Annotated in this window: 14 protein-coding genes; 8 read left to right on the forward strand and 6 right to left on the reverse strand. The window is 63.7% G+C overall.

The features are described from left to right. Positions 1–41: 41 nt before the first annotated feature. The gene (locus tag AC56LV_RS23890) at positions 42–2,108 is read right to left on the reverse strand and encodes a S9 family peptidase (protein ID WP_499561377.1); all 2,067 of its coding nucleotides are present in this window, start codon (positions 2,106–2,108) and stop codon (positions 42–44) included. Between the two features lie 156 nt (positions 2,109–2,264). After that, positions 2,265–2,720 carry a fasciclin domain-containing protein gene (locus tag AC56LV_RS23895; RefSeq protein WP_183556134.1) on the reverse strand — a complete coding sequence of 152 codons (456 nt, stop codon included), beginning with the start codon at positions 2,718–2,720 and terminating at the stop codon, positions 2,265–2,267. A gap of 167 nt (positions 2,721–2,887) precedes the next feature. On the opposite strand from AC56LV_RS23895, the gene AC56LV_RS23900 reads away from it, so the two are divergent. Continuing rightward, positions 2,888–3,814 (forward strand): MerR family transcriptional regulator, encoded by a 927-nt coding sequence (locus AC56LV_RS23900; protein ID WP_499561379.1) that lies wholly within the window; start codon positions 2,888–2,890, stop codon positions 3,812–3,814. 208 nt (positions 3,815–4,022) lie between these two features. Beyond that, positions 4,023–4,409, forward strand: a complete 387-nt coding sequence (locus AC56LV_RS23905) for a LysM peptidoglycan-binding domain-containing protein (RefSeq protein ID WP_499561381.1) — start codon at positions 4,023–4,025, stop codon at positions 4,407–4,409. Positions 4,410–4,460: 51 nt separating this feature from the next. Here the strand turns inward: AC56LV_RS23905 and moaC are convergent, their stop codons facing one another. Then, positions 4,461–4,967: a cyclic pyranopterin monophosphate synthase MoaC gene (gene moaC / locus AC56LV_RS23910; RefSeq protein WP_499561383.1), complete on the reverse strand. Its 507-nt coding sequence runs from the start codon at positions 4,965–4,967 to the stop codon at positions 4,461–4,463. A gap of 124 nt (positions 4,968–5,091) precedes the next feature. Between moaC and AC56LV_RS23915 the strand changes: the two genes are divergently transcribed. Next, positions 5,092–6,630 (forward strand): M48 family metalloprotease, encoded by a 1,539-nt coding sequence (locus AC56LV_RS23915; RefSeq protein ID WP_499456809.1) that lies wholly within the window; start codon positions 5,092–5,094, stop codon positions 6,628–6,630. A gap of 211 nt (positions 6,631–6,841) precedes the next feature. Here the strand turns inward: AC56LV_RS23915 and AC56LV_RS23920 are convergent, their stop codons facing one another. From AC56LV_RS23920 to AC56LV_RS23930, 3 genes are read right to left on the reverse strand one after another with little or no spacing between them, the layout of a single operon-like run. Continuing rightward, complete coding sequence (locus AC56LV_RS23920; protein WP_499561385.1) at positions 6,842–7,429, reverse strand: DUF2946 family protein; 588 nt, start codon at positions 7,427–7,429, stop codon at positions 6,842–6,844. 4 nt (positions 7,430–7,433) lie between these two features. Beyond that, on the reverse strand, positions 7,434–8,417 hold the full coding sequence (locus AC56LV_RS23925; RefSeq protein ID WP_499561387.1) for a YheT family hydrolase: 984 nt from the start codon (positions 8,415–8,417) through the stop codon (positions 7,434–7,436). Between the two features lie 47 nt (positions 8,418–8,464). Further along, on the reverse strand, positions 8,465–8,659 hold the full coding sequence (locus tag AC56LV_RS23930) for a zinc-finger domain-containing protein (protein ID WP_499561389.1): 195 nt from the start codon (positions 8,657–8,659) through the stop codon (positions 8,465–8,467). Between the two features lie 222 nt (positions 8,660–8,881). Between AC56LV_RS23930 and AC56LV_RS23935 the strand changes: the two genes are divergently transcribed. From AC56LV_RS23935 to fba, 5 genes are all read left to right on the forward strand, one after another. Beyond that, positions 8,882–9,640, forward strand: a complete 759-nt coding sequence (locus AC56LV_RS23935; protein WP_183556140.1) for an AzlC family ABC transporter permease — start codon at positions 8,882–8,884, stop codon at positions 9,638–9,640. Continuing rightward, positions 9,633–9,977, forward strand: a complete 345-nt coding sequence (locus AC56LV_RS23940) for an AzlD domain-containing protein (RefSeq protein ID WP_499561391.1) — start codon at positions 9,633–9,635, stop codon at positions 9,975–9,977. Before AC56LV_RS23935 ends, AC56LV_RS23940 begins: the two co-directional genes overlap by 8 nt. Before the next feature lie 38 nt (positions 9,978–10,015). After that, entirely contained in the window at positions 10,016–11,230 is a 1,215-nt protein-coding gene (locus tag AC56LV_RS23945; RefSeq protein ID WP_499561393.1) for a phosphoglycerate kinase, read from the forward strand. A gap of 52 nt (positions 11,231–11,282) precedes the next feature. After that, the gene (pyk, locus tag AC56LV_RS23950) at positions 11,283–12,731 is read left to right on the forward strand and encodes a pyruvate kinase (protein ID WP_183556143.1); all 1,449 of its coding nucleotides are present in this window, start codon (positions 11,283–11,285) and stop codon (positions 12,729–12,731) included. Between the two features lie 110 nt (positions 12,732–12,841). Beyond that, positions 12,842–13,906, forward strand: coding sequence for a class II fructose-bisphosphate aldolase (gene fba, locus AC56LV_RS23955; RefSeq protein ID WP_499561395.1), 1,065 nt, complete (start codon positions 12,842–12,844; stop codon positions 13,904–13,906). Positions 13,907–14,151: the final 245 nt, after the last annotated feature.

Below are 14,151 nucleotides of genomic sequence, written 5' to 3' on the forward strand. Positions count from 1 at the left end.
AAAAAAAGCCCGCTTCCCAGCGGGCTTTTTGCATTCGAGCCTTATTTTTTCGGCTGCGCCTTCAAATACTGATCCAGCCACCCGATGACAGTGTGATGCCACTGCACCGAGTTCGCCGGCTTGAGCACCCAGTGATTCTCATCCGGGAACACCAGCAGCTTGCTCTCAACGCCCTGACGCTGCAGCGCCGTGAACGTCCCCAGCCCCTGCGCTGTCGGGATCCGGAAGTCCAGATCGCCCTGGATCACCAGCATCGGCGTCTTCCACTTCGCAACGTGATGAACCGGATTGAAGCGCTCATGGTTCTCCGGCACCTTGTAGTAAGGCCCGCCGTTTTCCCAGTCCGTGAACCACTGCTCCTCGGTCGAGTAGGCCATGCCGCGCGTGTCGAACACGCCGTCGTGATTGACGATGCACTTGAACTCATCCGACCAGTTGCCGGCGATCCAGTTCATCATGTAGCCGCCGTACGATGCGCCCAGTGCGCAATCGCGTGAACGGTCCAGCCATGGGAACATCTTCACCGCCGCGTCGTAGCCTTTTTGCAGGTCGACCAGCGGCTTGCCGCCCCAGTCGTTGCTGATCGAGTCGGTGAACTTCTGGCCGTAGCCGGTCGAACCGTGGAAGTCGATGAACACGGCCGCGTAACCCGCGCCGGCATAGGTCTGCGGATTCCAGCGGTAGCTCCAGCTGTTGCCGAAGCTGCCTTGCGGCCCGCCGTGGACGATGAATGCCACCGGATATTTCTGGCCCGGCTGCGCATTCCACGGCTTCATCACGTAACCGTACACGGTGTCGCCATTGGCGCCAGCAAACGAGAACTGCTCCGCCTCGCCCCAGCGCACATCTTTCAGCAGCTCGGTGTTCAACGTGGTCAGTTGCTTCGGCTTGGCGCCCAGCTTCATCGAGAACAATTGCGCACCAGCGGACAGGTTCGCATGGGTATAGACCAGCGTATCGCGGCGCAGGTCGAAGGCACCCACGGCGCCGGTGTCGGTCAGCGGGGTGACCTTGCCGCCCGCCACGTCGATGGAGAACAGGCGATGCTGGCCGATGTCTTCCGCATCGACGATCAGCGCCTTGCCATCGGCGCGCCAGACCAGGCTGCCGGCCGAGCGGTCCCAGTTCGCCGCCAGCGGGCGCTTCTGGCCGGTCGCCACATCCATCAGCATGATCTGGTAGCGGTCGGCCTCGAAGCCGGGGCGCGCCATCGCCAGATAGGCCAGCGTGCGGCCATCGGGCGAGAACGTGCCCTTGGTGTCCCAGGCCGGATTGTCCGCCGTCAGGTTGCGTGGGGCAGCGCCGCCTGCGGCAGGCACGCTGTACAGGTCGAAGTTGGTCGACCAGGCTTCCGTCTTGCCGGCGATGCGGGCCGAGAATACGACCGTCTTGCCATCCGGGCTGAAGCGGTACTCTTCGCGGTCACCGAAAGGCTTCGAGGGCACGTCGCCGTCGAGCGAGCCCGACAGGCTGACCGGCTCGCCGGTGATCGCGCCTGCCGCGCCGATCGGCGCCGAGAACAGCACCGCATTGCGGTGGTCGCTCCAGGTATCCCAGTGGCGTGCGAACAGGCGGTCATACACCTTGCCGGTGGCCTTTTCTTTTTCTTTCGCATCGAGCCGGGCCTTGGTGCAGGCCAGGTCGGCGCAGTCGCGGAACACCGCCAGGCTGAACGCCAGCCGGTCGCCGGTAGGCGCGACGCGGAAGTTGTCGACGTCCAGCGGCAGGTCAGTGACCTTGACGGGCGCGCCGCCGGCCACCGGCTGGCGCCATACCTGCGACGAGCCCGAGCGCGCGGACAGGAAATACACAGCGTCGCCCGACGGCGACCATTCCGGATCGGCGCTGCTCGACGCATGGTCGGTCAGGCGCTGCGGCGTCGGCTTGGCGGCGCGCAGGTCGATCATCCAGAGTTGGGTGTTGCCGCGGTTCTTTTCCATGTCGGTGCTGCGCACGGTGTAAATCACGCGCGTGGCGTCGGGCGATACGGCCGGGCTGCCGACCCGTTCCATATTGACCAGGTCTTCCACGGTGAAGCCGCGCGGCGCGGCCATAGCGGTGGTGGCGGCCAGGGTCGCCGCTGCCATCGTCATCAAACGAAATTTCATGCCATCCTCGTCGATCAGTCCCGCGGCCGGGTGCCGCAGGCAAGCCGGGAATGTACCACGCGCGCCAGGCCAGCCGATACGACAACGCCCCCGCGATCCGGCAAAGCCGGTCAGCGGGGGCGCTTCAACGTTCCCTAACGCACGGGAAGTTTGTGATTATTTTGGCATGATGACCGTGTCGATCACGTGGATCACGCCGTTGTCGGCGACGATGTCGGTCTTGGTGACGGTGGCCTTGTCGACCATGACTTTACCGCCGGCGACCTTCACCTTGAAGGCGCTGCCTTCGACGGTCTTGACGTCGCCTGGCTTGACGTCGGCGGCCTTCACAGTGCCTGGCACCACGTGGTAGGTCAGCACCTTGGTCAGCGCAGCCTTGTCTTTCAGCAGCGCGTCGAGTTTGGCTTTTGGAATCTTGGCAAATGCGGCGTCGGTCGGTGCGAACACGGTGAATGGGCCCGGACCCTTCAGGGTGTCGGTCAGGCCGGCAGCCTGGACAGCCGTGACCAGCGTATTGAACGTGCCAGCCGATTTGGCGGTATCAACGATATCTGCTGCGTTGGCGGCGCCGAAGGCGAAAGCGAGTGGCAGGGCGATCAGAAATTTTTTCATCGTATGACTCCATGTGGTTTTTGCAGTTCGGTGTGAACCGCGTTAAGACAAATGTAGGCTTATTTTGTTCCCGTGTCTAACGTGTGCACCGTTTGTGTAGCATAATAAAGGTTCAATCAAGGGACGATATCATGGAAAACTCTTTAAGATCTCATCATGAACCGATCATGTACCGAACCGGCGCAGCTGCGCGTCTGGCGGGTTTGCCGGTAGAAACGCTACGCGTCTGGGAGCGCCGCTACAGCCTGTCGGATGCGCAGCGCTCGGAGCGCGGCCAGCGCCTGTATTCGGCCGAACAGGTCGCACGTCTCGGTTTGCTCAAGCAACTGGTCGACCAGGGCCATTCGATCGGCGTGCTGGCCGGCTTGAACCGTGAACAGCTGCAATCGATGCTGGGCCTGGATGGCCAGGCGAGGGCGATTGCCACCTCGCCGGCGCGCGTGCTGCTGGTCGGCGCCATGCTGTCGCGCCGGATCGCCGCCACCGGCCAGGCTGCGCTGGGCCTGGACGTGCGCGGTCATTGCGCCACTCTCGCACAGGCGCTGGCGTTGCCGCGCGATGCCGGGGCTGACGTGCTGGTGATCGAGCAGTCCGAACTCGACGATACCGGCCTGGCGCCGATTGCCGCCGCGCGCGAGGCCAGCGGTGTCGCAGCCGTCGTGGTGCTGTACCGCTTTTGTTCCAGTGCCACGATTCGCGCCCTGCGCGCCCAAGGCTGCCTGGTGGCGCGCATTCCGGCTGACCTGTCCGAACTGGCGTTGCTGTGCCAGTCGGCCCTGACGGGCCACCGTCCGCCGCTGCAGGAGCAGCCGCTGCCGCCCGTGGCGCCGCCCCGCTTTGACGAGGAGGCGCTGGGCAACATCATGACGGCGGCCGGCATCCGCCTCGATTGCGAATGTCCCCGACACTTGTCCGAGATCCTGATGATGATTTCCAGCTTCGAGCGCTACAGCGACCAATGCGCCCACCGCAATCCGGGTGACGAGGCGCTGCATGCGCGGCTGAAGATGGCGGCAGGGCGGGCGCGCGTCGTGATGGAAGATGCGATGGAGCATCTGGCCATCACGGAAGGGTTGCCGTTGCCGAAAGGCTGAGGTCATCCGAATGCGCGAGCTGGGCTGGCGGTGACCCAGGCCACGAGCAGAGTCGATCAAACTACATTTGTACAATATGTCTTGATTTTTTGATCATAGCGCCTATCATGAGAGTTCGAGAGTATCCGGCACTGCTCTGGCTGCACAAGCCGGTGGTGCATTGCCGTCATGTGGAGGCATATCCTTTCCAACAACCATAGAGGTCGACATGAAAACGCTACTGACTGCACTTGCTTGCATCCCCCTGCTGGTCGCATGTAATAAAGATGCGCCTGAGCCCGTCACTCCCGCACCAGTCGCTACCCCGCCTGTCGCGTCAGCGCCGGTCGAGGCACCTACCCCGGCAGCGGTCCTGGTGCCCGAGACGCCGGCTACCGAAACCACGCCGGCGGCGTCATCCTCCGCATCGGGCTCATCGGCGGCAGGGATGACTGCATCCGGCGGCGAGGGCACGTACGTGGTCGACCAGGGCGACACGCTGTGGAGCATCGCAGAGAAAAACAATATCCAGCATGGCGATCTGGCGAAGTGGAACAACATCAACGATCCACGGGAACTGCAGATCGGCCGCAAACTGACTTTGTCCGCTCCGTAACCCTGACTGTTTCAGTAGTCTGAACACGCTGGAACGAGGCGCCCCCGAGCGTTAGTCCTCGGGCTGCGCCGTCCAGTCACCGCTCTTGCCACCATGCTTTTCCAGCACCCGCACATTGGTCATGACCATGCCGCGGTCGACTGCCTTACACATGTCATACACGGTGAGCAGGCCCACCTGCACGCTCGTCAACGCTTCCATCTCGACGCCGGTCTTGCCGATGGTTTCCACCTGTGCACGGCAATGGACGCTGTTGGCAGCCTCATCAATCTCAAAATCGACCGCCACGCGCGTGATCGGTAGTGGGTGACACAGCGGCACCAGGTCGCTCGTGCGCTTGGAGGCCATGATCGCAGCGATGCGGGCAATGCCGATCACGTCCCCTTTTTTTGCGCTGCCTGACGTGATCAGGGCCAGCGTGGCCGGCTGCATGCGGATGGTGCCGGCGGCCACCGCGATGCGGTGCGTGTCCTGTTTGGCGCCGACATCGACCATATGGGCCTGGCCGGTGGCGTCGAAGTGGGTCAGATGGTCTGCGGTCGGGGTGGAAGGCGTCATGAATGGCTTGGTATCGTTGGGTAACAAAGTGTTCTGGGAGCAGCAGGGTGCGTGCGGATACGGTTATGATAGCACCGTGAAATCTGTCGTCCGACCAGCATCCGTGCGCCGCTGGCGCCCCGTCCTGACCGCCGTCGCCCTGTGCACGACGGCAGCGTTTGCCGTGGCCGCCCAGTCCGATCCGCTCCAGCGCCCCGACCACATCCACTTGCCGACGCTGGGCGACACCGCGCGCGTCGACCTGTCGCCGGTCGTCGAGCGCAAGCTGGGCGAAGAGATCATGCGCGACATCCGGCGCGACCGCGATTACCTCGACGACGAACCGATCTCCGAATACCTGAATAATTTTGGCAATGGCCTCGTGGCTGCGGCGCCCGGTGCGCGCGGCGAGACCAATGCCGATTTTCATTTCTTTGCGGTGCGCGATGCGGCGCTGAACGCGTTCGCGCTGCCGGGCGGCTTCATCGGTGCGCACTCGGGCCTGGTCATCGCAGCCCAGACCGAATCCGAACTGGCCGGCGTCGTGGCGCACGAGATCGGCCACGTCACGCAGCGCCACATCGCGCGCATGCTGGGCCAGCAGCGCCAGGATATCCTGCTGCCGCTGGCGTCGATGATCCTGGCGGCGCTGGCCGCCAAGGCCGGCTCGGATGCGGCGATGGGCGTGCTGATGGGCGGCCAGGGCCTGGTGGTGCAGCGCCAGCTGAACTTCAGCCGTGACGCCGAGCGCGAGGCCGACCGCGTGGGCTTCCAGATCATGGAGGCGGGCGGCTACGACACCACCGGTATCGTCGCGTTTTTCCGGCGCCTTCAAAATGCGTCAAAGTTGTATGGCGAACTGCCGACAGGTTTGAGCAACCTGAGCAGCCACCCATTGACCCAGGAGCGCATCAGCGACATGCAGGCGCGCATCCGCGAAATGCCCAAGAAGCAGCGCGTCGACAGCCTCGACTTTCACCTGGTGCGCGCGCGCATCCGCGTGCTGCAGGAGCCAAGCGAGCAGGGCCAGCGCAACACGCGCAGTGCGTTCAACACGCAGCTCAGGGAAACGCACCGCCATCAGCAGGCCGGCGCGCAGTATGGCCTGGCCTATCTGGCGCTCAAGCAGGGCAACCTGGCTGACGCGCAGAGCTGGCTCGACAAGTCGCGCGAGACGATGAAGCCACGCGAAGGCGTGCTGTCGGTGGCGTCGAACGTTGGCGATGGCGCGACCATGTACGCGGGTCTGGCGATCGAGATCAAAATGGCGCCGGGCCAGCCGGCGTCGGTGCTGGCCGAGGCCGTGAAGGAAGCCGAGACGATGCACGCGCGCTTCCCACTGTCGCGCTCGCTGGCGCACCAGTATGCCGACGCCATGATCGCCACCGGCAAACTCGATGAGGCCACGCGCTTTCTGCGTGACCAGTCGCAGCAATACCGCGAGGAATACAAGCTGCAGGATCTGTTGGCCAAGGCCTACGCAAAGCAGGGCAAGATCGCGCTGCAGCACATGGCGCTGGCCGAATCGTATGTGCTGGCCGGCGCCACGCCGGCAGCGATGGCGCAGCTCGAGCTGGCGCGCAAGGCGCGTGACGCATCGTTCTACGACCAGGCCGTGATCGACGCGCGCGCCCGCGAACTCGAGGCGCAGCAAAAGAAGGACAAGGAAGAGAAGGACGATTGACGGGCAGCCAGATCAGCCGGCCTGAACGTGGAGCCGGTAATGACCATCACGGTAGGGTGGACGGGTTCCCCGTCCACGCGGTGATGGTTGGCAGCGAGATCATCCGGCCCGGAAGCGGCCCCGGCAACAATCACCGCGTGGAAGGCGGAGCCTTCCACCCTACGTGGCGCGGGCGGATTGGCAGCCAGATCACCTGGTCACCATCACCTGCTTATGGCGCCGGCATCCTGTTGAACCCGAACCGCTGCGCGAGGTCGGCGTCCGCCACCCGTTCCACAGTGAAGACCTTGCCCTGCCACGGCAACGCCAGCGTGCCAGCCCCGCCGCCCAGCCACGCCATCACGGCGTCGTCCGATGCGCTTCGGCCATCCAGTGTGAACTGGCCCAGCACCTGCGCCACATCGCGGTCATCGAGCTGCGCCACGATTTCGCCGGCGGCAAACAGCACGGCGCCGGCATCGCTCAGAAACACGTGCTCGACAGCCGTCAGTGCCTGCCCGGTCTGCAACAACAAACCCTGCTGCGGATCAGTGCGTGCAATGAACGGCGCGGCCTCCAGATTCACGTACACGCGCTGCGGGCCATTCTGGAAATACCAGTTGCCCCGCTCGTCGTGCAGGTAATTGCGGTTGATGAACCCCACCAGTTTCTCGTTTTCGAGCCGGTCACCGGGCAAGCCGGCCTGCTGGGTCGCTTCGTCGCGCATGCGCCAGTGGCCGCGCGCGTCGAGCGCGAGCCAGCCGTAGCAGTGCGGTACGTTTGGCCACTTGGCCATTGCCTGTTTTACGATATCGTCCATAGTGTCAGCCAGCATCGCACAGTTCGGCGCCGGTCAGCGCGCGGGTGCCCGCTACGCCATCGAAATGCTGCAGGATGCGCTGCGCCAGCCAGTCGATCCGCCCCGGAAACGGTCCGGTCGGAAAGCCCACATGCCCACCCGTGGCCGGATACTCAAGTGTCACCGCAGCCGATGCCGTCGCCGGTAAATACATCCCCGGCAGGAACGGATCGTTGCGTGCATTGAGCACCAGAGTCGGCACGGTGATGGCGTCCAGCACGTGGCGCGCGCTGGCGCGGTGCCAGTAGTCATCGGTGTCGCGGTAACCGTGCAGCGGCGCGGTTACCACATTGTCGAACGCGTACAGGTCGCGCGCGGCGAGCAGCGCGGCGCGGTCGAACAGGCCCGGAAACTGATCAAGCTTGGCCAGGCATTTGGGCTTGAGCGTCTGCAGGAACATCCGGGTGTAAATCATGTTGAAACCCGACGACAGCGCTGCGCCGCCGCGCGCCAGGTCGAGCGGGGCCGACACCGCGCACGCCGCATCGACAATCGATGCGCCATGGCCCGATTCGCCCAGCCAGCGCAGCAGCGCGTTGCCGCCCAGCGATACGCCAGCTGCGTAGAACACGCCGTCATGCCGCGCGCGCAACGAGCGCACGATCCACTCGACTTCTGCGGCGTCGCCCGAGTGATAGAAGCGGGGCGCCAGATTCGGCTCGCCCGAGCAGCCGCGAAAATGCGGCACCACGCCCGACCAGCCGCGCGCGGCCAGGGCTGCCATCAGCGCCCGTGCGTAATGGCTGTCGGACGAGCCTTCCAGGCCGTGAAACAGCACCACCAGCGGCTGGCCCGGCTGACCATCGACAAAATCAAGGTCGACAAAGTCACCGTCCGCACTCGTCCAGCGCTCGCGGCGGTAGGCAACGGGCGGCTTGGCGATGCAGGTCGCCGGGTAGATGGTCTGGAGATGGCCGCCAGGCAGCCAGCGTGGTGCGCGGTAGGGCATGAAGAAGTGAGGAGAGGGGCGCGCGCAGTCGCGTACGCCCCGAAAGATCAGTGGTTCTTGAGCACCGTGCCTGGCGCCAGGCGGTAGCCGGTACCGCAGTACGGGCACTTCGCCTCGCCGTGGTGGTCGAAATCGAGGAAGATGCGCGGGTGCGACGACCACAGCGGCATGGCCGGATTCGGGCAGTGCGCCGGCAAGTCTTTCGCCGTGAGTTCCACGATTGGCATCGTCTTTTGGGTCATCTGGTGTCTCCGTCTGGCAGGTGGGCAAAGACAGGATTCTAACGGATTCGCTCTATTGTCGAAATGACCGTAAAATAATGCGCTCAACATATTGAGCCCAAGTGCCCTTTCTCAAGAGGCCACGACCCATTCCATGCGTTTCATGCCCCTCTGTTTCCAGACCGCCGCTGTCGTCCCAGCCGTCATTTCGCTGCTGGGAAGTTGCACGAACGCCACACTTCCATGTCCGTGAACGCGGGCGAGCCGGCTGGCCAGCTCCCGGTCACGATTGGCGACGCGCCCGATCGCGACGCATTCCGTGACGGTTTCAAGACCGGCCTGCCGACGCTGTTCGGCATCGCCGCCTGGGGCCTGGTGGTGGGCATCGCCATGGTCAAGAGCGGGCTGTCCGTGCCGCAGGCGCTCGGCATGACGCTGCTGGTGTTCGCCGGCTCGGCGCAACTGGCGTCGCTGCCGCTGATCGCCGCGCAGGCGCCGATCTGGGTGATCTTCGCCACGGCGCTGGTCGTCAATTTGCGCTTCGTGATCTTTTCGGCGCTGCTGGCGCCACACTTTGCCCACCTGCCGTGGCGTCAGCGCCTGTATCTCGGCTATATCTCGGGCGATATTTCTGTGGCCTTGTTCTTGCAGAAATATCCGAGTCCGACGCCGGCGGTGGGCAAGCTGTCGTACCTGAAGGGCTTGATGTTCCCGAACTGGGGCGCGTGGCAAATTGGTTCGGTGATCGGAGTGTTCCTGGGCAGCACCGTGCCAGCCGAGTGGGGCCTGGGTTTTGCCGGCACGCTGGCCATCCTCTGCATCATGGTGCCCCTGATGATCAACCGCGCCGCCTTGTGCGGCGTGCTGGTGGCGGGCACGGTCTCGGTGCTGGCCTATGAGTTGCCTTACAAGCTGGGCTTGCTGCTGGCGGTGCTGGTCGGGATGGTGACGGCGATGGTCATCGAAGAAACAATGGACAAGATAAAGGCGCGCCGTGGCTGATTGGGAAATCTGGGTCGTGATTGGCGTGCTGTGCGTGGCCACGGCCGCCACGCGCAGTTCGTTCTGGATGATCGGGCACCGCGTATCGATTCCGCCACGGGTGCAGGAAATGCTGCGCTATGCGCCCGCCTGCGCGCTGGCGGCCATCATCGGCCCCGATTTTCTGATCGATCCGCAGGGTGGGCTGCAGTTCACGCTGGCCAATCCGAAGCTGCTGGCGGGGTTGGCCGCGTTTGCGTTCTATGTGTGGCGCCGTAACATGTTGCTGACGATTTTATTCGGCATGCTTGTGTTTACCGCACTGCGCGTCCTGCACGTTTTTGGCGCCCCTGGCTAATGTACAATGACGTTTTTTCACTATTGCCACGCTGACCAATGGACGCTTCCCGCCGTTTCACCCGTTTGCAAGACCTGATCGATCAGAACGCCCTGCAGGGCAAGCGCGTCTTCATTCGCGCCGACCTGAATGTGCCACAAGATGACGCTGGCAATATCACCGAAGACACGCGCATTCGCGCTTCGGTGCCGGCGATCCAGGCCGCCATCAAGGCGGGCGCGGCGGTGATGGTGACGTCGCACCTCGGTCGGCCGACCGAAGGCGCGTTCAAGCCGGAAGACAGCCTGGCGCCGGTCGCCGCGCGCCTGTCCGAGCTGCTCGGCCAGCCGGTCGAACTCAAGCAAAACTGGGTCGACGGCGTCGATGTCGCGCCGGGTTCGGTTGTGTTGCTGGAAAACTGCCGCGTGAATGCGGGCGAAAAGAAAAACAACGACGAACTGGCCCAGAAAATGGCCAAGCTGTGCGATGTGTACGTCAACGACGCGTTCGGCACCGCGCACCGCGCCGAAGCCACCACGCACGGCATCGCCAAGTTTGCACCAATCGTCGCGGCAGGTCCGCTGCTGGCCGCTGAACTCGACGCGCTGGGTAAGGCCCTCGGTCAGCCGCAGCGTCCGCTGCTGGCGATCGTCGCCGGCTCGAAAGTCTCGAGCAAGCTCACCATCCTGCAAAGCCTGGCCGACAAGGTCGATAACCTGATCGTCGGCGGCGGCATCGCCAACACGTTCATGAAGGCCGTCGGCCTGAACATCGGCAAGTCGCTCGTTGAAAACGACCTGGTGAACGAAGCCAAGGCCATCATCGACAAGATGGCCGCGCGCGGCGCGCAAGTGCCGATTCCCGTCGACGTCGTGTGCGCCAAGGAATTCGCGCCAACGGCCGCCGCCACCGTCAAGCTGGTGGCTGACGTACAAGACGACGACATGATCCTCGACATCGGCCCGCAGACCGCCGCCATGCTGGCAGAGCAGGTTGCCACGGCTGGCACGATCGTCTGGAACGGTCCGGTCGGCGTGTTCGAATTCGACCAGTTTGCCGAGGGTACCAAGACCCTGGCGCTGGCCATCGCAGGTTCCAGGGGCTTCTCGATCGCCGGTGGCGGCGACACCCTGGCCGCGATCGCAAAATACAAAATTGCCGATCAGATCGGCTACATCTCGACCGGCGGTGGCGCCTTCCTGGAATTCCTGGAAGGAAAAACGCTGCCAGCGGTGGATATCCTGCTGCAACGCAGCGCGCAGTCTGCAGCATAAATGAGACCCTAGCGCAGCCGTGGCTGCGCTTTGTTTTTTACAAGGACACTTCATGTACCGTGGCACCAAGATCGTCGCAACCATCGGCCCAGCATCGACCGACTTCGATATTCTCGTCAAAATGATCCGCGCCGGCGTCGACGTCGTACGCCTGAATTTTTCGCACGGGAAGGCCCAGGATCACATCGACCGGGCCACCTTGGTACGCCGCGCCGCCGCCGAGTGCGGCCGTGAAGTGGCCATCATGGCCGACATGCAGGGTCCGAAGATCCGCGTCGGCAAGTTTGAAGAAGGCAAAATCTTCCTGAACAATGGCGACCGGTTCATCCTGGACGCCAAGTGGGGCGAGAACGGTGAACTGGGCAACCAGGAGCGCGTGGGCCTCGACTACAAGGCGCTGCCGCGCGACGTCAAGCCGGGCGACAGACTGCTGCTCAACGACGGCCTGATCGTGCTGATCGTCGACCGCGTCGCGGGCCACGAAATCTGCACCACCGTCAAAGTGGGCGGCGAGCTGTCGAACAACAAGGGCATCAACCGCCAGGGCGGCGGCCTGACCGCGCCGGCCCTGACGTCGAAGGACATGGAAGACATCAAGACCGCGATGAGCTTCCAGGCCGACTACCTGGCCATTTCGTTCCCGAAAAGCGCAACCGACATGGAAATGGCGCGCCAGCTGGCCAATATCGCCGGCGAGCCATACGGCCACAAGCCGATGATGATCGCCAAGATCGAGCGCGCCGAAGCGATTCCGCTGCTGCAAGAGATTCTGGATGCGTCGGACGGCATCATGGTCGCCCGTGGCGACCTGGCCGTCGAAGTGGGCAACGCCGCCGTGCCGGCGCTGCAAAAGCGCATGATCCGCATGGCGCGCGATTCGAACAAGCTGGCCATCACGGCGACCCAGATGATGGAGTCGATGATCGTCAACGCCGTGCCGACCCGCGCCGAAGTGTCGGACGTCGCCAACGCCGTACTCGATGGCACCGACGCTGTCATGACCTCGGCCGAGACTGCATCGGGCAAGTACCCGATCGAAACCGTCGAGATGATGGCGGCGGTCTGCCTCGAAGCCGAGATGTCCGAATACAACAAGGTCGACGTCGACTTCCTCAACAAACAGTTCACGCGCATCGACCAGACCATCGCGTACGGTACGCTGTTTACCGCGCACCACCTGCGCGTCAAGGCGATCGTGGCGCTGACTGAATCGGGCTCGACCGCGTTGTGGATGAGCCGTCACAGCATCGACACGCCGATCCTGGCGCTGACTCCGCTCAAGACCACCGAGCGCAAGGCTTCGCTGTACCGCAACGTGCGCGCCTTCCACCTCGAGCAGGAAGGCGGCAGCCACGCCGTGCTGCGCAAGGCCGAAGAGCTGTTGATGAACGAAGGTTACGTGCGCAAGGGCGACCTGATCGTCGTGACGTGGGGTTCGCCGATGGGCGAGGCCGGCGGCACCAATGCGCTCAAGATCGTGCGTGTGGGCGAATATGATTAACGGGATGGGGCGCCGCGCCTGATGCGTTCACGGCATGCCGGTAGTTCGGCATGCCGCGCTCGGCGCGCGCCACTTCCCGACAAGTTTCTTTATTGTTTTGGAGTACTACCATGGCACTCGTATCACTGCGTCAGTTGCTGGACCACGCCGCCGAAAACGGCTACGGCCTGCCGGCATTTAACGTCAACAACCTCGAACAGGTGCAGGCCATCATGGCTGCCGCCGACGCTGTCAACAGCCCGGTGATCATGCAGGCCTCGGCCGGCGCGCGCAAGTACGCGGGCGAAGCCTTCCTGCGTCACCTGATCGACGCTGCGGTCGAAGCGTATCCGCACATCCCGGTCGTCATGCACCAGGATCACGGCCAGTCGCCGGCCGTCTGCATGGCCGCGATCCGTTCGGGTTTCTCGTCGGTGATGATGGACGGTTCGCTCGAGGCCGATGGCAAGAGCGTCGCCAGCTATGAATACAACGTCGCTGTCTCGCAAGAAGTCGTCAAGTTTGCGCACTCGATCGGCGTGACCGTCGAAGCCGAACTGGGCGTGCTCGGTTCGCTCGAAACGATGATGGGCGACAAGGAAGACGGCCACGGCGCCGACGGCGCCATGACCCGCGAGCAGCTGCTGACCGACGTCGACCAGGCCGCCGACTTCGTCAAGCGCACCGGGTGCGATGCGCTGGCAATCGCCATCGGTACCTCGCACGGCGCGTACAAGTTCACGCGCAAGCCAACCGGCGATATCCTGGCGATCGACCGCATCAAGGAAATCCACGCACGCATCCCGAACACCCACCTGGTGATGCACGGTTCGTCGTCGGTGCCGCAAGAGCTGCTGGCGATCATCCGCGAATTTGGCGGCGACATGAAAGAGACCTACGGCGTGCCGGTCGAAGAGATCCAGGAGGGCATCAAGCACGGTGTTCGCAAGATCAACATTGACACCGACATTCGCCTGGCGATGACGGCAGCGATTCGCAAGTACATGTTCCAGAATCCGTCGAAGTTCGATCCACGCGACTACCTGAAGCCGGCGCGCGAAGCGGCAATGGACGTGTGCAAGGCGCGCTTCCTGTCGTTCGGCTGCGAAGGCCAGGCTGACAAGATCAAGCCGATCCCGCTGGACAAGATGGCCGAGCGCTACAAGGCCGGCGAGCTGGCGCAGATCGTTCAATAAATCTCGAACGGCTCTGTGGGTTGGCGGCGTTGCCGCTGACGTGGTGATCGTGCGCGTCTCCGGTTTTGCGCCGGATGATGTTGACGCCAACCATCACCGCGTGGACGGCGTAGCCGTCCACCCTACGTCTGATCGTTGGCTGCATCGCCCTGTGATAGGCCGCCTGCACCAGCTTTTGACGTAAAATATCGCATTGACCAGGCTTTACCGCCTGACTTTCACAACCGGCGGCCCGTTCCGCCGGT

This window comes from Telluria sp. RB2R28 (assembly GCF_059685835.1).

Coding starts and splice junctions, on each gene's coding strand:
- AC56LV_RS23890 (WP_499561377.1), bottom strand. CDS start 2,108: ATGAAATTTCGTTTGATGACGATGGCAGCGGCGACCCTGGCCGCCACC.
- AC56LV_RS23895 (WP_183556134.1), bottom strand. CDS start 2,720: ATGAAAAAATTTCTGATCGCCCTGCCACTCGCTTTCGCCTTCGGCGCC.
- AC56LV_RS23900 (WP_499561379.1), top strand. CDS start 2,888: ATGTACCGAACCGGCGCAGCTGCGCGTCTGGCGGGTTTGCCGGTAGAA.
- AC56LV_RS23905 (WP_499561381.1), top strand. CDS start 4,023: ATGAAAACGCTACTGACTGCACTTGCTTGCATCCCCCTGCTGGTCGCA.
- moaC (WP_499561383.1), bottom strand. CDS start 4,967: ATGACGCCTTCCACCCCGACCGCAGACCATCTGACCCACTTCGACGCC.
- AC56LV_RS23920 (WP_499561385.1), bottom strand. CDS start 7,429: ATGGACGATATCGTAAAACAGGCAATGGCCAAGTGGCCAAACGTACCG.
- AC56LV_RS23925 (WP_499561387.1), bottom strand. CDS start 8,417: ATGCCCTACCGCGCACCACGCTGGCTGCCTGGCGGCCATCTCCAGACC.
- AC56LV_RS23930 (WP_499561389.1), bottom strand. CDS start 8,659: ATGACCCAAAAGACGATGCCAATCGTGGAACTCACGGCGAAAGACTTG.
- AC56LV_RS23935 (WP_183556140.1), top strand. CDS start 8,882: ATGTCCGTGAACGCGGGCGAGCCGGCTGGCCAGCTCCCGGTCACGATT.
- AC56LV_RS23945 (WP_499561393.1), top strand. CDS start 10,016: ATGGACGCTTCCCGCCGTTTCACCCGTTTGCAAGACCTGATCGATCAG.
- pyk (WP_183556143.1), top strand. CDS start 11,283: ATGTACCGTGGCACCAAGATCGTCGCAACCATCGGCCCAGCATCGACC.
- fba (WP_499561395.1), top strand. CDS start 12,842: ATGGCACTCGTATCACTGCGTCAGTTGCTGGACCACGCCGCCGAAAAC.